General features: G+C 54.8%; 16 protein-coding genes. 5 read left to right on the forward strand and 11 right to left on the reverse strand.

Annotated features, from left to right (window positions below; translation table 11 throughout):
- Nucleotides 1-322: 322 nt before the first annotated feature.
- The 7 genes from M3P88_RS07190 to M3P88_RS07220 form a co-directional block, all read right to left on the reverse strand.
- Entirely contained in the window at nucleotides 323-628 is a 306-nt protein-coding gene (locus tag M3P88_RS07190; RefSeq protein ID WP_249615358.1) for a hypothetical protein, read from the reverse strand.
- Nucleotides 628-2,040, reverse strand: a complete 1,413-nt coding sequence (locus M3P88_RS07195; RefSeq protein WP_249615359.1) for a hypothetical protein — start codon at nucleotides 2,038-2,040, stop codon at nucleotides 628-630. Before M3P88_RS07195 ends, M3P88_RS07190 begins: the two co-directional genes overlap by 1 nt.
- Entirely contained in the window at nucleotides 2,028-2,804 is a 777-nt protein-coding gene (locus tag M3P88_RS07200; protein ID WP_249615360.1) for a zonular occludens toxin domain-containing protein, read from the reverse strand. Before M3P88_RS07200 ends, M3P88_RS07195 begins: the two co-directional genes overlap by 13 nt.
- A 19-nt stretch (nucleotides 2,805-2,823) precedes the next feature.
- Nucleotides 2,824-3,042, reverse strand: coding sequence for a hypothetical protein (locus M3P88_RS07205; RefSeq protein ID WP_249615361.1), 219 nt, complete (start codon nucleotides 3,040-3,042; stop codon nucleotides 2,824-2,826).
- Nucleotides 3,043-3,127: 85 nt separating this feature from the next.
- Nucleotides 3,128-3,289, reverse strand: a complete 162-nt coding sequence (locus tag M3P88_RS07210) for a hypothetical protein (RefSeq protein ID WP_249615362.1) — start codon at nucleotides 3,287-3,289, stop codon at nucleotides 3,128-3,130.
- A 2-nt stretch (nucleotides 3,290-3,291) separates the two neighbouring features.
- Nucleotides 3,292-4,482 (reverse strand): phage/plasmid replication domain-containing protein, encoded by a 1,191-nt coding sequence (locus M3P88_RS07215; protein WP_249615363.1) that lies wholly within the window; start codon nucleotides 4,480-4,482, stop codon nucleotides 3,292-3,294.
- A 5-nt stretch (nucleotides 4,483-4,487) separates the two neighbouring features.
- Nucleotides 4,488-4,793, reverse strand: coding sequence for a CTX-RstB family phage integration protein (locus tag M3P88_RS07220; RefSeq protein ID WP_249615364.1), 306 nt, complete (start codon nucleotides 4,791-4,793; stop codon nucleotides 4,488-4,490).
- Between the two features lie 369 nt (nucleotides 4,794-5,162).
- Between M3P88_RS07220 and M3P88_RS07225 the strand changes: the two genes are divergently transcribed.
- The 3 genes from M3P88_RS07225 to msrC all read left to right on the forward strand — a co-directional run bounded on the left by M3P88_RS07225 (nucleotide 5,163) and on the right by msrC (nucleotide 7,046).
- Nucleotides 5,163-5,537 carry a hypothetical protein gene (locus M3P88_RS07225; protein ID WP_249615365.1) on the forward strand — a complete coding sequence of 125 codons (375 nt, stop codon included), beginning with the start codon at nucleotides 5,163-5,165 and terminating at the stop codon, nucleotides 5,535-5,537.
- A 179-nt stretch (nucleotides 5,538-5,716) separates the two neighbouring features.
- Entirely contained in the window at nucleotides 5,717-6,454 is a 738-nt protein-coding gene (gene phbB / locus M3P88_RS07230) for an acetoacetyl-CoA reductase (protein WP_249615366.1), read from the forward strand.
- A 106-nt stretch (nucleotides 6,455-6,560) separates the two neighbouring features.
- Nucleotides 6,561-7,046 carry a free L-methionine (R)-S-oxide reductase MsrC gene (gene msrC / locus M3P88_RS07235; RefSeq protein ID WP_249615367.1) on the forward strand — a complete coding sequence of 162 codons (486 nt, stop codon included), beginning with the start codon at nucleotides 6,561-6,563 and terminating at the stop codon, nucleotides 7,044-7,046.
- 8 nt (nucleotides 7,047-7,054) lie between these two features.
- On the opposite strand, the gene M3P88_RS07240 is transcribed toward msrC, so the two are convergent.
- Nucleotides 7,055-8,110, reverse strand: a complete 1,056-nt coding sequence (locus tag M3P88_RS07240; RefSeq protein ID WP_249615368.1) for a DNA-binding protein — start codon at nucleotides 8,108-8,110, stop codon at nucleotides 7,055-7,057.
- Nucleotides 8,111-8,356: 246 nt separating this feature from the next.
- Here M3P88_RS07240 and M3P88_RS07245 point away from each other — a divergent pair, with 246 nt between their 5' ends.
- Nucleotides 8,357-9,853 (forward strand): carboxypeptidase M32, encoded by a 1,497-nt coding sequence (locus M3P88_RS07245; protein ID WP_249615369.1) that lies wholly within the window; start codon nucleotides 8,357-8,359, stop codon nucleotides 9,851-9,853.
- A gap of 49 nt (nucleotides 9,854-9,902) precedes the next feature.
- On the forward strand, nucleotides 9,903-10,292 hold the full coding sequence (locus M3P88_RS07250) for a glutaredoxin family protein (protein WP_249615370.1): 390 nt from the start codon (nucleotides 9,903-9,905) through the stop codon (nucleotides 10,290-10,292).
- A 76-nt stretch (nucleotides 10,293-10,368) separates the two neighbouring features.
- On the opposite strand, the gene tldD is transcribed toward M3P88_RS07250, so the two are convergent.
- The 3 genes from tldD to M3P88_RS07265 are packed head-to-tail and all read right to left on the reverse strand — an operon-like array spanning nucleotide 10,369 to nucleotide 16,543.
- Complete coding sequence (tldD, locus tag M3P88_RS07255; RefSeq protein ID WP_249615371.1) at nucleotides 10,369-11,820, reverse strand: metalloprotease TldD; 1,452 nt, start codon at nucleotides 11,818-11,820, stop codon at nucleotides 10,369-10,371.
- A gap of 11 nt (nucleotides 11,821-11,831) precedes the next feature.
- A complete protein-coding gene (locus tag M3P88_RS07260) occupies nucleotides 11,832-12,638 on the reverse strand; it encodes a carbon-nitrogen hydrolase family protein (protein ID WP_249615372.1) in 807 nt (268 codons plus the stop codon).
- A gap of 14 nt (nucleotides 12,639-12,652) precedes the next feature.
- Complete coding sequence (locus M3P88_RS07265) at nucleotides 12,653-16,543, reverse strand: YhdP family protein (protein WP_249615374.1); 3,891 nt, start codon at nucleotides 16,541-16,543, stop codon at nucleotides 12,653-12,655.
- Nucleotides 16,544-16,557 lie beyond the last annotated feature (14 nt).

The following is a 16,557-nucleotide window of genomic DNA, read 5'->3' on the forward strand; positions in this document are numbered from 1 at the left end:
ACCAAAGTAGGATCAAACCGAACAACAAAACCCGATGGCAAGACATTCAGGACGGGGCGAGACTCCCCAGGGGAAGGCAAAAAAACCAAATGCGGCAAATGCTGTGGAGACTCAAAGCGACAGGCCGGACGCGCCCGCCCCCTTGAGTCTGAAGCAATCACGACTTCAACCAAAACAAAGTCATGACCAGGTGAAGGACAATCTATCATCCGGCCATAAACCCCAGAAAACCCGCAAGCATGAAAAAACAAATCTGCGTGACGGTTACTGTATCAGCCTGTAAAACTTCCATGATTATTACCTGTAATTTACGCGTTAAATATTACGACTTGGCAAAAACATCGGTTGCGCCCATTAGGGTGTGATAAAACATGGCGGTTGTTTCAATCGCCGCAATCACTGCAACCTGAGCGCCAAAATCAACCGGCATCAGCACCTGAAAAACATCGGACAAAAAGCTTGGCATCTTGACTGATAAAGCAGACAAGATAAATTGCATGGCAACAACATAGGCCAAAACCAAGCCAGCCCAAAAAATAGCAATCATCATGGCTAACGGCTTGTCAAAGAATACTTTTTTGACAAGCTCAATCAGCCAAGCGGCAAACGCTCCTAAAATTAATGGCATTACTGCGACCTCGCGCCGGTAAAGTTTTTAACCCTATTCCAGCCATAAAGCACGACCAGACCCCAAAAAAGCCAAGTAACAATAGCCTGATATGGTGCACACAAAGAAGCTGGCATCAAATCCAACGTAATAGCCTTGCCAAAGATGGTAATTGTTCGCTGTAACGAACATTGCCCGCCAGAAACAGGCAAACCAATTCCATCAATAATACGACCAATCGGTGAAGCAAACTGAGTTTCAGTCGGTAACGACTCTTTGAGCTTATCCAGTAAAGCTGGATCAGGTGCTAATGCATCCAAAGAAATTGCATCACCAGGCTTCAACTGATCCGCAATATCTTTTACTGTATCGTCCCTGGCATAGTCATCTGGGTAAGGCTCAGGCTCAGGCTCAGGCTGTGGGTTTGGATTAGGATTTGTCCCCTCACCTGGCTTTGTTGTCGTTTCCGTACTCGTCGAAGAATTCCCATCTTTATCGGTAGTCGTCGTTTCCGTTGTCGTAGTTTCTGTGACGTTCGGTTTCATACCTGGTTTAGTCTCAACTTTTGGCATTTCAACCGTGTTTTGAGACTTGTCAACTTCCTTCACCGTAGAGCCATCAGGGTTTGTTTTTATGGACTCTCTGACAACTTCTTTTGGCGTAGATTGCGGATCAATCTCTGTTGTGCTGCCCGGCTGGGTTTCAACTTCTGGAACGCGTTTAACAGCATCAAGCGGGTGATTATCTACAAAACCACTAGAAGCAGCATCTAAATCTAAATCAGTTGGTGGGTTTTTTTCAACAACTGAACCAATCTGATTTAACTTAACAGTGCCGGTTTTATCTATACCATAATAAGAATCAAAATAAATAAACGTAATAGTAGCAGTAACGGGATTTATTGTGCCGTGATATAAAATAGAGCTATAACGATAATTGGATGAATTGGGACCGGCATATTTCCTAGATTCAAGGCATGAAACCATTTGAGCAGATCTTAAACCTGTACATGAAGTATTATGACTCCAAAGGTCATGATTTTTAGCAACCATATAATCATTAGAAGCCGCCATCGCTTCATAGCCTAGTTGCTTTAAATAATCAGCAAGCAGACCAGCACCAACAGCAATGACACCACCTTTAATCAAAGATTTAATGCCATGCTGAATAGGGAATTTTGAAATATTCAATAAATCTTTAGCGTTAGCTGCAATCGTTCCCGTAGATGTTTTAATCATTACACCAGACTGCCTGGATACTCGAATGTGAGGATCATTAGCTGAGGTGGTGGCGGTCATGCCTGTAACTGGGTTTGCTTTGCTTGGATTAAGTAATCCACCTTTATAGTCATAGCCATGATTCAAGTTTAAAGCGGCACCGGCAAACGCAGGCGAAGAAATGCAAAGAAAAGCCGCAATTATTAGTTTAAACATTTTGTAACTCGCCGTGGTTTAGGTATATCAACACGCAAAAGCATAAAAACCACAACCAAGACCAGCTTGAAAGGCAGTAGCAAATCGCGAATTTGAAAGCGTGGGGGCTTGGGGGTTTGGTAGCGCAGGACGGCAAGCCGACGGGTCAATGTCGAGTACATGCCAGACGCGCCATCATTAGCAAAGAGCTTTTTGGTATCGTATGCCTTGCCGATGGTGGCCGGCTTATAGAACGTGCGATCACAAACAGGTGAATGGGCATCCGTTCCCAGGCGTTGAACTGCCATATGCAGCCCCTTAAGGCGCAGGAAACCAAAAAACTTGAGGGATTCGACCTTGCGGCAAACAACCAGGTACTGACCGAACAGCAGGCGAATCTGTTTATCCAGGGCTTGAACATGCTGAATCAAAATCATGACGTCCCAGCCCAACTTACGGGACAAAGCCAGCCATTCGATGACCTTCTGCCGGTCTTTGTCGTTCCATGAACGCGCATTGAACAGAAACACGCCCTCGTCAAGAATCAGCAGGCCGGCAACGTGTTCACTGTCCCCTCCTCTGCCGAGCGCGTAAAAGTGCTCGGACGTCGGCACATCGGGCAATACGGTTACGGAAACATCAGGATTAACGCGGGAGAACTCTGTGAAATCTAACGGGAAGTTAGCGGCAACGCGACGGCCTTTGCGTAAATACTCATAGGCGCGGGTGGTGGCATAACTGGTCTTGCCATCCCCTAGCGTCCCCTGTACGAGGTAGAAAGACATGGCAAGACCTTTCGGGTAATTAGCCTACAAACTTGCGGATCATCTTGATGCCAGCAGATACACCCAAAAACAGCGCAAACAGACCAATACCGGCCGTCATCGCAGCAGTCGCTTCCGCAGTTGCGCCGGTAGCAACAGTCCCCCACTCAATAGCCGAGGCAGCAAACGAAGGCGCAGCAACAACAGCAGGCACAATAGCTACGACGAGTTTTTTACCGTGTTTTTTAAGCAAAGACATTTGCAACTCCTAAATAAAATGAAAACAAAATGGTGGAAGGCCACCCCTAAGCGCACAGCGCAGCAGCGCTATACGCTTAGGGGTGTCATCCGTCGTAATACGTACCACCGGCCAAATAAGCGAATTTGCGCATGGTCTTACGCATCCAAAAGCCGGTAAAAAACGCGGCGAAGCTATAGGCCATAAACAAAGGCAAATCAAAGGCCAGAAAGACCGCACCTTCGACGATAGGAGCAGAGGCATTCATAGTTAATTAGCCATCATGAGTTGAGGTTCATAAGCATCAATCGCGGCAAAAGTCGTGCTGTAATCATTTGCGGCCTGAACCGTGGACAGTTGCTGTTGATGATTCCAGTACCAACGCGGCGGCTGAATAGCTGCGGTCAGCTCAACCACCTTGATCACACTGGTGAACTTTTGCAGCGAGGCCAGCGGCTCGGCAATATCAATACCGTATTCACGCAGCTTTTTTGCATGGCGGTAAAACGAACCATTCGACAATAAAGTTTTTACGTTCTCACCTCGCAAAAATGCAGCAGCGGTCATGCAAAAAGGTGATGGAATCGCATCGAGGTCTAAACGGGTAATGTCTTCCCTTGTGCGGTTTAGCAGCGGGTCAATTTCGCTGTCGAAAAGCTGTATCAGTTTGCCCATGGTGATATCCCCGATAAAACGTAAGTCTTTGTCACGCAACATTAGACGCTGTGCCTTAAGTTCAAGGCGTAATAAGCCGGATTGAGTACAGTATTGATAAACGGGATCGTTTTTTATGGTTTCAGTTTTTCGGCCATGCTTATGACCGGGGGCAAGCATTTCAGGGGCTTTCAGGTAAGCGGTAATCAGCTTACGACCTTTTTTAGAGCCCCATACCACGGAGGTGGGCCCGCCCTTGCCGCGCTTGATATTTTTGAGTGACTGGGTAGATAGCCAATCAATCGCGCACTGAGCGTTAGCCATGCTGCCGGTGTGATAGTTGCGGGTTAAGTGAATCTCGGACACCGACGCACCAGTCCAGTAACCGCAATTACCATGCTTGTAATCGTATTCTGACGGGTTCAGGTTTAAATCTTTTTCGCCTGGTGTGAATGGTGGCAAGTCGAAACCGGCCAAAATCTCGTTGCACTTGGCGAGCGTGCCTTCCCAATCCAGATTAAACACGTTGTCAGGGCGATCCAAACGCCCTACGTTGCCTTCCAACTCAACGGTGTAACCATCACAGCGAACAATCACCAGCGAATCAAACGAACCGCGAATGTGCAGCTTCGAAGCAGTGCCCCATTCAGGGTCTTCGTTTAAGTTGCCAGTCTCAGCATCCCTACCCCATTTGCCGACCAAACCCGAATCAACCAACGGTAATGCGGGTTTCATTTCGAGCGTTTCAGCATCGAAAACACCGGCATGGCGTTGTTTGATTCGAATGAAGTCAACAAAGCAGGTCATGGCTATCAGGCGACCAGTGGCTTGATGTTAGAGAAACCAACCACTTTGGAAATGGTTGTAGAACCACGAAATTGCGTGGTTAGTTCCAAGTCACAGGTCACAGGAAAACGAATGCCACTAAATTGAGTCAAATCCACATCATCCAGAACCGGCAATGTGACACCTTCAAGGCCGAATGCCTGGCAGCAGTAATTAGCCGAAGCGGCATTTTCGATTTGTTGCAAAATCACAGCCTGTTTCATGTCGAACGGATTGCCATTTTTTTTGGAAATACCTTTACGGTGCGCGACGCCAGCAAGGATGACTTTCATGTTTATCTTTCCAGAGTGATGAGACGTTTAAAAAACTTGTAGAAAATGCAAAATGGAGAAATTAGCGTTGCAAAAGACAACACAATCAGAATGTGAAAAAAGCGGAATACAGACAGCAAACTGGACATGATCTGTGCGCTCAAAATGGAAGGTGTTTGTAATAACGCACAGCAGGCTTGCCGTAATTGAAATAAGAACAAAAACCGTATTTGTGAAAATACAAACCCGAGTTCCAGCTGCGGCGAGGTTTAGACAAGACAATGAGGCTAGACATGACAGACTCCTGCTAAAATGGGAGGCAAGAAAGTGTCAGCAAGTGCTGACAATGCAAATGATATGTCAGCATGTGATGACATGCAAGGGAGGTCTATGAAAAATGCACGCGACTACTTGGAAGAAGCCCTGCTGAAAATGGGCGAAATCAGTGATGCGAAGAAGGCGGAAAAGCTAAAAATATCAAGACAGTCAATAAGCGCGTACAGGAAGGGTGAGCGCATCATGGATGATTTCATGTGCATCATGGTCGCAAGGGAACTAGGAATCGACCCGTTAGAAGTCATCGCGGCAGCTAACATGGAGCGCGAAAAAACGACAGAGCGAAAGGACTTCTGGGAGGATTTCAGAAAGCAGATCGGCGTGCTGGGCGTGGCCGGTCTGGTGATGATGGGGACGGTGAGTGCCCTACCTGCAAAGACAGGAAATAGCCCAATGCTTAATAGTGAAAGTGTACATTATGTAAAATAAAGTGCACGTCTCGGCTAAAGCACAAGCACACTATTCCCCGCCCTTAAGTTCGGCATGATGCCACTTGTGCAACACTTTTTTGAGCGAATGCTCGGCATCCTTGTTTTGGTCGCCTCTTTTCAGCATGCTGCAGTAATGCAATGCATGTATTTTGATAAAACCAAATAAAGGAGACAATCATGAGCAAGCGTATTGCACTTGTTACTGGCGGTATGGGCGGTATCGGTTCGGCGATTTGCCGTGCTCTGGCTGATGCGGGACATACCGTTGTAACAACCTATAGCAAGCCCGGCAAGGAAAGTGCCTGGCTTGCCGATATGAAAAACAGCGGTTACGACTTTCACGCCTTCCAGTGCGACGTCACTGATTTTGATGCATGCCAAGATTTGGTGGCTGCGATTACTGCTGAAATCGGTGCAATTGATGTAGTTGTCAATAATGCCGGTATTACCCGTGATGCTTCGTTCCGCAAAATGAGCAAGCAGGATTGGGATGCTGTGCTGCGTACCAATCTGGACTCGGTGTTCAATACGGCCAAGCCTACAGTGGATGGCATGATGGAGCGCGGTTGGGGGCGTATTATCAGTATTTCGTCCATTAACGGTCAGAAAGGCCAGTTTGGTCAAACCAACTATTGCTCGGCCAAGGCGGGTATGCATGGTTTTACCATGGCGCTAGCGCAAGAGGTTGCGCGTAAAGGGGTTACGGTGAATACGATTTCGCCGGGTTATATCGGTACCGATATGGTGATGGCGGTGCCCGAGGAGGTGCGTAGCAAGATCATTGCGCAAATTCCGGTGGGTCGCCTGGGTAAGCCTGAAGAAATTGCCAGTCTGGTCGCCTATCTCGCTTCCGATGCGGCCGCTTTTATTACCGGAGCCGATTTCGCCATCAATGGCGGCCAGCACATGATGTAATACCGGATATCTCCGCGATTGAATGAGCACCCGCCCGCGTGGCGGGTGTTCTTTTTTGCATGTTCCGGTTAGGCTAGTCGTTTTATAAATGTGCCTGGGTGAGAAAATGTCATATCAAGTTGCGGTGTCCAGTGATGATAAAGCACAACGTTATGCGGAATTATTGCCACAGTTGCAGGCTTTGATTGCCTCCGAGCAGGATCAGATTGCCTCGCTTGCCAATGTGGCTGCGGCTTTAAATGCTTGTTTTGATTGGCTTTGGGTCGGTTTTTATCTGGTCAAGGGTCAGCAGCTGGTGCTTGGGCCATTTCAGGGGCCGCTGGCTTGTACGCGCATTGACTTCGGCAAGGGCGTATGCGGTGCTGCCTGGCAGCAAGGCCGTACCTTGCTGGTGCAGGATGTGGATGCTTTTCCCGGGCATATTGCATGTTCTTCGCTGGCCAGATCCGAAGTGGTGGTGCCGGTCTTTGATGGCCAAGGCACCGTGAAGGCGGTTCTGGATATTGACTCGAGCCGGCTGGGTGAATATGACGAGATTGACCGCGCCGCACTCGAGCAATTGGCCACTTGGTTGACGCCGCTATTTAATTAAATAGGCAATCAGCCGATCAGTGCCTTGTGTAAATACTCGTAGCGTTCAGCCTCGGTTAATTGACTCAGTGCGTCGCCTTGCGTGGTGACGAGCATCGCCAGGCGCGCTATGGTGCGCTCTTCTTGAGCCGCGACGGCACCATGGGCCAGGGCCAAATCGCCGGATAGTTGTAGCAACTTTTCGGCTGCCGCCCTGCCCTGTTCTTTTTCTGCCAGTAAAGCGCCTTCAAGTTCATCGCGGCGCTCGGCGAGTCCTTCAAGTTTGGCCTTTATATGGCCTATCTCACGTTCGCGCCCAGCCAGGCGCTCTTGCCACAGGGCTTCTATTCTTGTGGTTTCCTGCCGTGCCTGCTGGGTTTCGCTTTCCTGCCGCTGCCGTTCTTGCAGCATTTGTTTGCGCTCTTCTTCTATTTGCTCGTACAGCCTGATACGCAAGCCTTCGAGGCGTTCATAAGCCAGCGTTTCGCGTTTTTCGGCTTCGGCCCGGACTTCTTGTAGCTGCTGTTTGGTTTCTTCTTCTGCCTCCAGTAATTTGGCGGCCATCAGGGCTTCGGTCGCAATAATTTGTGCTTCGGCGTGAGTCAGTTTTTCTGCGAACTGTTTATGTAGATCTTCTTGCTGTTGTTTGGCTAGTGTTTCGGCTTGCAAGGCCAAAACCGTTTCTGCCAGTTGATTTTCACTGCGCTCGCGTGCCTGTGCTTGCTCGGTCAGTAAAGCCAGCCTGTCTTCCGCCAGTTGCTGCGCGGTTTGTAGTTGTGCCTGTAGCTGGACGCGCTCGGCCACGATTTCGGCGCGCATGCTGTCCAGTGCATTTTCAGCGTGTTCGCAAGCTTGTTGCCAGACAACTTCAAACGCTTCCGATAGTGCCGCAGGTAAATCCGGTCGCCGCGCCGAGGTAGCCATTTTTGCGAGGAACTCTTGGCGCCACAGTTTGAGCGTGTTGTTGATGGTGGTGTTCGAGCCGCTGCCTAGTCTGGCCCTGACCTCGACTACGGTCGGCCAGGTGCCTTCTGCCAGTAGTTCGAATGCTGCCGTACGGATACGGCCGTAAATATCTTCAGCCATGGCCTGCTTTCGGTTGGTGTTTATGGCGTTATTTTATCATGTAAAATTATTACGTAATACATGAAATACAAAATCGTGCGAATAATATTTTTCCGATAATTATACTTATCGGAACTTTAGTCGCCTGCAGGGGAAAATCAGCACCCCATACCATGGTCAGGGTGCATCTCGGCACATCTATAGGTCAAGAGCCGGCTAAAATCGCTGCTGCGCATTACGCCCACTCATCTTTATAACGGAGCTCTCATGCCCAACTCGTCTTATGCCGCGCTAGCGGCCAGCTTTACCCGGCTTTACCGTTACCAGCATCTGGCGGCGATAGTCGGCTGGGATCAGGCCGCCATGATGCCGGCCAAGGGTAACGAGGCGCGTGGCGCGGCCATGGCCGAGTTGCAGGTGTTGATGCATCGCACGCTGACCGACCCCGCCCTCAAAAGCCTGCTGGCCAATGCCGAGACGGAAGCTGTTGATCAGGCGACGCGTGCATCGCTGCGCGAAATGAAGCGGGTATGGCAGCAGGCCAATTTGTTGCCCGAGCGTTTGGTGGAAGCCGCTAGCCTCGCCGGCTCGCGTTGCGAGCATGGCTGGCGCACTCAGCGCGCTGCCAACGACTGGACTGGCTTTTTGCAAAACTTCCGCCCCGTGGTCGAATGTGCGCGCGAAAAGGCACAGCGTCTGGCCGAGGCCAGCGGGCTTGCGCCTTACGACGCGCTACTCGAGCAGTTCGAGCCGGGCATGCATAGCGCGCAACTCACACGCATCTTCGGAGAGGTTAAGAGCTGGTTACCGGGCCTGATTCGCCAGGTAATGGACAAGCAGGCCGGTGAAGTCACGCTAAGCCCTGGCGGCCCCTTTCCCATCGCCGCGCAGCGCGCGCTGGGGCTGGAAATCATGGATTTGCTGGGTTTTGATTTTGACGCAGGCCGACTGGACATTTCCCTGCATCCGTTTTGCGGCGGGGTTGCCGAGGATGTGCGCATCACCACTCGCTACCGCGAAGACGACTTTATGCAGAGCATGATGGGCATCGTGCATGAAACCGGCCATGCCTGTTACGAGCAGCACCTGCCCCGCGACTTGGTTCACTTGCCGGTCGGGCAAGCGCGCTCGATGGGGGTACACGAAAGCCAGAGCCTGGCCTTTGAAATGCAATTGGGACGCAGCCCGGCTTTTCTCGAGCTGATCACGCCGCTGGTAAAAAAACATCTGGGTGATCAGGCCGCACTGGATAGCGCCAACCTTTCCCGGCTCTATAGCCGGGTCAAACCGGGGCTGATCCGCGTCGACGCCGACGAGTTGACCTATCCGGCGCACATCATCCTGCGTTTCGAGATCGAGGCTGCGCTGATCGCCGGCGACATCGAGGCCGAGGATATTCCGGCGCTATGGGATGAAAAAATGCAGGCGGCGCTGGGTCTGGACACGCGCGGCAATTATCGCGACGGCTGTTTGCAGGATATTCACTGGACCGACGGCAGTTTTGGCTACTTCCCCAGCTATACGCTGGGCGCCATGTACGCCGCACAGTATTTCGCCACCCTGCGCCGGGATACCCCCGAACTGGATGCCCACATCCGCAGCGGCAATCTGGCACCGATCACAGACTGGCTGGACCGCCATATCTGGCAACAGGGCAGCTTGCTGGAAACACCGGCGCTGATTCTGCAAGCCAGCGGCGAGGGACTGAACCCGTCCTATCTGCGCGCGCATCTGGAACAGCGTTATCTGGCAGACAGCCAATAAGCCCTTCGGGTAAACTGCCGGCCAAAGCAAACATAAAGGGAAACGCATCATGTTCATCAAGGCTTTACGCGTGGGGCTGGGGCAGCTGATTGTCGGCATCGACTTTTTGACCCGCCCGCGCAAACTCAAACGCAGTCCGGCCGAGCAAGCCGATGTGGATGCCGCCACGGCGTCGCTCGCGCTTTACCAGTTCCACGCCTGCCCGTTCTGCGTCAAGACGCGGCGCACCCTGCACCGGCTGAACCTGAAAGTCACGCTGCTGGATGCCAAAAACGATGCGGCGGCGCGCGCGCGCCTGCAAAGTGAAGGCGGCAAGATTCAGGTGCCGTGTTTGCGTATAGAAGAAGGCGGAGAAACACGCTGGCTGTATGAATCCAAGGCCATCATTGCCTATCTGGAACAGCGTTTTGATCCGGATTTCGCCAAACAAGCGGCCTGAGCCACGCCACGCAGTGCAGGTAAAAAAATAGCCCGGGCTCCTATAGAGCCGGGCTATTTATCGGTTCACCCGCCTGTCAGCTGCCGGTGCCGCCTATGGTCAGTCCGCCATCGATACGCAGGGTTGGCTGGCCCACCCCGACCGGTACGCTCTGTCCTTCCTTGCCGCAGACGCCGACGCCGGTGTCCAGCGCCAGATCGTGGCCTATCATGCTGACCTGGGTCAGCACGTCGGGACCGTTGCCAATCAGCGTTGCGCCCTTGACCGGATAAGCCAGTTTGCCGTTTTCGATTTTCCAGGCTTCGGAGGCGGAAAACACGAACTTGCCGCTGGTAATGTCGACCTGGCCGCCGCCAAAATTCACCGCATACAAGCCATCTTTGACCGAGGCGATGATTTCCTCGGGATTATGCTGGCCGGCCAGCATATAGGTGTTGGTCATGCGTGGCATCGGAATATGGGCATAGGATTCGCGCCGGCCGTTGCCGGTGGCCGCCATGCCCATCAGGCGCGCATTCATCGCGTCCTGCATATAGCCCTTGAGTATGCCGTCTTCGATCAGGGTGGTGCATTGTGTCAGCTCACCCTCGTCATCGACCGATAGCGAGCCGCGACGTCCGGCCAGCGTACCATCATCGACGATGGTCACCCCCTTGGCGGCGACCCGCTCGCCGATGCGCCCGGAGAAAGCCGAGGTGCCTTTGCGGTTAAAGTCGCCCTCGAGGCCATGGCCAATGGCTTCATGCAGCAAGACACCGGGCCAGCCTGCGCCCAGCACGACCGTCATTTGCCCTGCCGGTGCGGCCTGCGCTTTCAGATTGGTGGTGGCTTCCCTGACCGCGCGCTCGACATAGCCGGTTACGATCTCGTCGGTAAAATAGGTCAGATCAAAACGTCCGCCGCCACCGGCACCGGCCTGCTCGCGCCGGCCGTTTTCTTCGACAATCACCATCACCGATACGCGGCACAGGGGGCGTACATCGGCGGCGCGCACGCCATCGGCGCGGGCAAGATAGATCACATCGTATTCGGAGGCGACGCTGGCCATGACCTGGATAATGCGCGGGTCGCGGGCGCGGGCAATGCGCTCAATGCGATGCAGCAATTCGACTTTGGCCGCAGCCTCCAGGCTGTGGCAAGGATCGATGGCGGGATAAAGCGCCGTGCCTGCCGTGATGCGCGGCGTCTCGACCTTGATCTGCCCTTCCCCGCTCCCCGCGCCTATGGCGCGTACGGTATCGGCCGCGCGCGCAAGCGAAGTCGCGCTGATTTCATCGGCATAGGCAAAAGCGGTCTTTTCGCCACAGACGGCACGCACCCCGACCCCTTGGTCGATGCTGAAACTGCCGGCTTTGACGATGCCTTCTTCCAGGCTCCATGCCTCGTTACGGGTGTACTGGAAATACAGGTCGGCATAGTCGACGCCATGGCCTTGCATGCGCCCGAAAGTGGCATCCAGTACGGATTCGCTGATTCCGCCGGGGGATAACAGCAGCGTATCGGCTGCCTGATGGGTTGTTTGATTCATGGTGTTCACTCTCAGGCTAATGTGCGGTGCGCCAGCGCCGGCAAACGGCTGCGCACCGACTGGATCAGTTTGGGGTCGATATCGGCCACGACCAGGCCCTCGCCTTCGGGCAATTCGGCCAGAATGCGGCCCCAGGGGTCGATAATCATGCTGTGGCCGTGGGTGCGCCGGCCATTTTCATGCAGCCCGCCCTGGGCGGATGCCAGCAGATAACACTGGTTCTCGATGGCGCGCGCCCGCAGCAGGGTTTCCCAGTGCGCCTCGCCCGTGATGGCGGTAAATGCAGCCGGCAGCAGCAAAAGATCAAATGGTGCCAGCATGCGAAACTGTTCGGGAAAACGCAGATCGTAACAGATCCCGAAAGCGACGTCGGCCAGTGGCGTGGCGACTTTCAGCGGCTGGCTGCCGGGCGCAATGGTATCGGCCTCGGCATAACGCTCGCCAAGGCCGGAAAAGCCGAACAGATGAATCTTGTCGTAGCGCGCGACCTGCACCCCCTCGGGACTGAACAGCAGGCTGCTGTTGTACACTTTGTCAGGCTCCGGGCATTGCAAAGGCAGCGTGCCGGCACATAACCACACGCTGTTGTCGCGCGCCATCTTCGCCAAGGCATCTTGCAAGGGGCCGCTGCCGGGTCGTTCGGCCAGCGCAAGCTTGTCGCGCTCGTTTTGCCCCATCAGGCAGAAATACTCGGGCAACACCACTAAAACTGCACCGGCGGCTGCCGCTTTTTGCACCCAATGGCGGGCACGTTCAAGATTGGCGGCAACCGAGATGCCGGACACCATTTGTACGGCGGCAGCACGGAATGTTTGCAAAGCGCGGGTCCTTGTCACGGGTTGGAGTTAGATGTGTTCGGTTTACGCAGCGGCGTTTGTACCCGCTTGACCACCGGGTCATTCAGCGAGCCTTTCACGCTATAGCTGAATGAGAACAAGCGGCCTATCGGGTTGCCCAGCACGGTTTCGGCTGCCAGCGTCGCCAGACCCACGACCGGGTTCAGCATAACGGCCCCGGCGGCCAGTGCCACGCCTTGCGACAGTTTGGGCGTGACGGTGACCTCCAGAGACTGGCTATCCCGTGGCAGATCCACCTGTCCCGACAGCAGGATTTTGGCCGCTGTGCTGTCCAGATTGATGGCGCTACTCTCGAAAATGCCGTTGATTACGGCCACATTGCCATGAATGCGGTCAAAGGCGAAGCCCTTGCCAAATACCGCGGCAAAATCCAGCTGCAGCAAGCGCGCAACCGATTGCAGCGACAAAACGCTTAGCAGGCGTGCGGCTTGCGAGTCGACACTGGCAAAACGGCCGTCTTTGACATCCAGGCTAAGCGAGCCGGATATTTTTTCTTCGTTAAACTGCGTCAGTTTGCCCGGCCAAGACAGCGCCCCGCTTAAAGAACCCGATCCGCCCAGTATCGCGCCGGGAAAACCGAAACGGCCAAGCAAGGCACCCAGATTGCCAGAATTAAACGCCAGCCTGATCGCCGTGCGCGAACCGCCCAGCGCATCCACCCCGCTGATTTGCAAGCTGCCATCGGCTGAAGTGAGCGCAACCTTGTCCAGTTGCCAATATCCCTTGCCGCTATTGATTTTTGCTGTCAGCCGCCCCAGATCCCGTGCGCGGTATTGCAGGCTCGCGGCATCCAGATTGATATGCATGCCATGGGGGGCGCTGTTCTCCCGGGGGGCGGGCAGCGCTGAAGGCGGAGCCGGTATGGTTTCCGGCAGGGGTAACTTGAGATATTCAAGCTGTGCATTCACGGTGCGGGTATCCGGCAAATAGCTGGCCGAACCGGCAAGGTAGCGGTTTTGTACGCTCGCCCGTGCCGTTTTGCCGTTAGTCTGGCCGCTCAGGGCGAGCGCCCCCCATGGCCGTCCGTCCAGCGTCAGTTGCGGTGTACTCAGGCTGAAAAACAGCGGCCAGGGTGGCATGTGATTCGACGCGCCGGGGCTAGCCTGCGGTGCCGCCAGTGCTGCCAGCCATTGATCCGCATCCAGTTGTGCGGCTGAGAGCGCCAGCGCCAGACCTTGCGCCGGCAAGGCCGGCGCTTTGGTGCCGACACCGACACTGGCGGCATGCAAGTCGCCATCACGGGTCAGTACGGCCCGGCCTGCGGCATGGCCAGTCAGCGCCCAGTCTATCTGCACGCCTTTGCCTTGGGCGCCGGGCTTTAACACAAGGCTCAGCGGCCAGCGCTCCAGCGTTGTCTTATGTGCCGGTGCAGGCGCTTGCAGGGCGGCGCCTATCAGCGAACTATTGGCCTGCAAACTCAGCAAGTCACCATTTTGCAGACTGAAAGCGATGTCCAGCGGCGTCACGCCACGGGCAAAGGGTGCCAGTACCGGCAGGTAAAAATCCAGCACCTTGCGAATGTCGGCATCGCCTTGCACGTTAAAGCGCGACAGCCCCTGCTTGCTGGTGTCGCCCTGCAAGCGCATGCGCTGCCCCAGCGCCGATAGCGTCAGACCCGATGTAGACGCGCCGTACTCGCTGAACAGCAAGGTGCCGTTGACCGTGTCCAGTGCGGGTATGGGCAGGCCGGTAAAGCGCAAGGGGTTGCCATTGAAAACCAGTTTGCCTGCCACTTCTGTTTTCTCGGGGGTATCCAGCGGCACCCGGATTTTAAGCCCCAGGCTGGCGGGCCCGCCGGCCTTGATGTCCGCCAGAAAACCATCCAGATAGCCATTGACCGGGCTGGCCTGGCTGTAGTCGAGCATGCTCTGTAGCGGTGCACTGACCTGCCCGTCTATATCGACGGCGGCAGGTACGCTATACAAATCCTTCAGCTCGACTTTGACCTGCGACAGGCGCGCGCCTTGGGTCACGGCATCGTCTGCCGTAACCGTCACGCCGTCGTTGCTCAACACCAGCTTGCCATTGATGGCCGAGATTTCCGGCCAGTCCGGGGCAAAGCGCAAGGCGGCCTGCTTGAGGCGGGCATTCAGATCAAAACTGCCACCCTTGCCATAGGGGAAGGGAAAATCACGCAAGTCGCCTTTTAGCACGGCTTTAACGTCGCGCCCTTCTCCGGCGCTTAAAGATGTCTGTAGCCACGACAGGGTTTCCTTGCCCAGACTGTCCGGCAAATAGCGCACCACACGCATAAGCGGCACTTCCGGCACGGCCGCTTTCAAGTCGGCAAGCAGTGCGCCATCGGGGTGAATTTGCAGTGTGCCATCCACTTGGCCGCTAAAGTCTTCCGTAGCCAGATCAAACCCCGGCAGGGTGACTTGCCAGAAGCCCTGGGCGGTGCGTGCCCATGTCAGCGTGCCTTTGGCCTGTTTTAGCTGCCATGGGTAGGCAAACAGCTCGGGGGCGTCAATCTTGACCCCTTTGCCATTGAGCGAGAGCTCGCCTCCGGTTTTACTCAAGGCCACTTTTCCGGTAAAGCCGCCGGCGACACCGGGAAAAGCGCCGAAAGTATGCCAGCCCAGATTATCGAACTGCCCGCTGACATTAAAGCCCGTAGGCTTTTTCACGCGGCCTTGCCAGCTGGCCGAAACATCATTCAACACCCCATGCAGCGCCGCCTCGCGCCATGGCTTTTCCGGCATCAGGCCGGCAGCGATCAGAATGGGCAGCAAGGGGGCAAGATCGGTGCGGCTGACGCTGACCTTGCCGCCGCCCTGATCCGACCAGCTCGCTTCGATACGGCTATCGCTGAACAGTGCGCCTTTTTGCGTCTGCAAAAACAGCTTGTCGGCAAAGAGCCGGTTCTGGTCATCGCCCTCGCGCTGATATTTCACCCGGCCCGCGATGCGCGGCAAGGCCAGCGGTGTAGCGGCGCGTTCGGCCAGTTCCGCCTGTTCGACCAAGCCCTCGGCTTCCAGCGTATCGATATGCCCGTCGGAGAACGTCAGTGCGGCATTGAAGTTGGCTTTGCCCTTGGGCAGCAAAGCCGTCTTGGGTGCGTAGCGCTCCCACCAGGCAAAAGCACCGTCACGCGCCATCAGCGTGGCCTTGCCCTGCCATGTGCGCCAGCTTTTGATGTCGTCACCGCGCCAGTCGGCACTGATGCGAAAACTGCCGAGAAAACGGCTGTCCGGCCGCCCGTCCAGTACCAGACGGTGACCAAACAGGCCACGGCTAAGTGCCAGATTGGCATCCTTGACCATCAGTGGGGCTACATCGACCAGCTCGTCGCGCCATCTGAGCTCGGTACGGCTGATGGCAATTTCCGGCTGGGCCAACAGCCAGTTGCCCAGTTCGCCGTCACTCTGGCTGCCATCCCCTTGCGACAAGTCAAAACCGTTTAACAGGATATGGCCGTTGCGCTGGCGCAACAGGCTGAGTTGGACGCCGCTGACACGAATCTGGGAGAAACGCAGCGAGCCCTGCCAGAGCGAAGACCAGGATGGCGTCAGCGTCACCTGCTCCAGACTGAGCGGCCGGCCAAGCGGGTTGGCAATGGTAAAGCCGCTAAGGGTGACGGTCGGGGTCAGTGCCTGCCATTGGGTGGCCAGACCCTTGATTGAAACCTGGCGTCCGATCAGATGCGAGGCTTCTCGCGCCAAATCATCGCGCACCTGGGGCAAATTGGGTTTAAGCCAGAACTGCCAGGCCAGCACTAAAGCTACGAGTATCAGTAGCCACAGGGCAAAAACAGCCGCAAGAATGCGGGCCGTCCACACCAGCGTGCGCCGAACCGGAATGCCCCCTAGACGCAGAAGCCAGTGTTTGCCCGTTTCGGGCTGGGGAGAGGTAGAATTATCTTTCACGATCTTGTCATCGT

This window comes from Craterilacuibacter sp. RT1T, assembly GCF_023502145.1.
Lineage (GTDB): Bacteria > Pseudomonadota > Gammaproteobacteria > Burkholderiales > Chromobacteriaceae > Craterilacuibacter.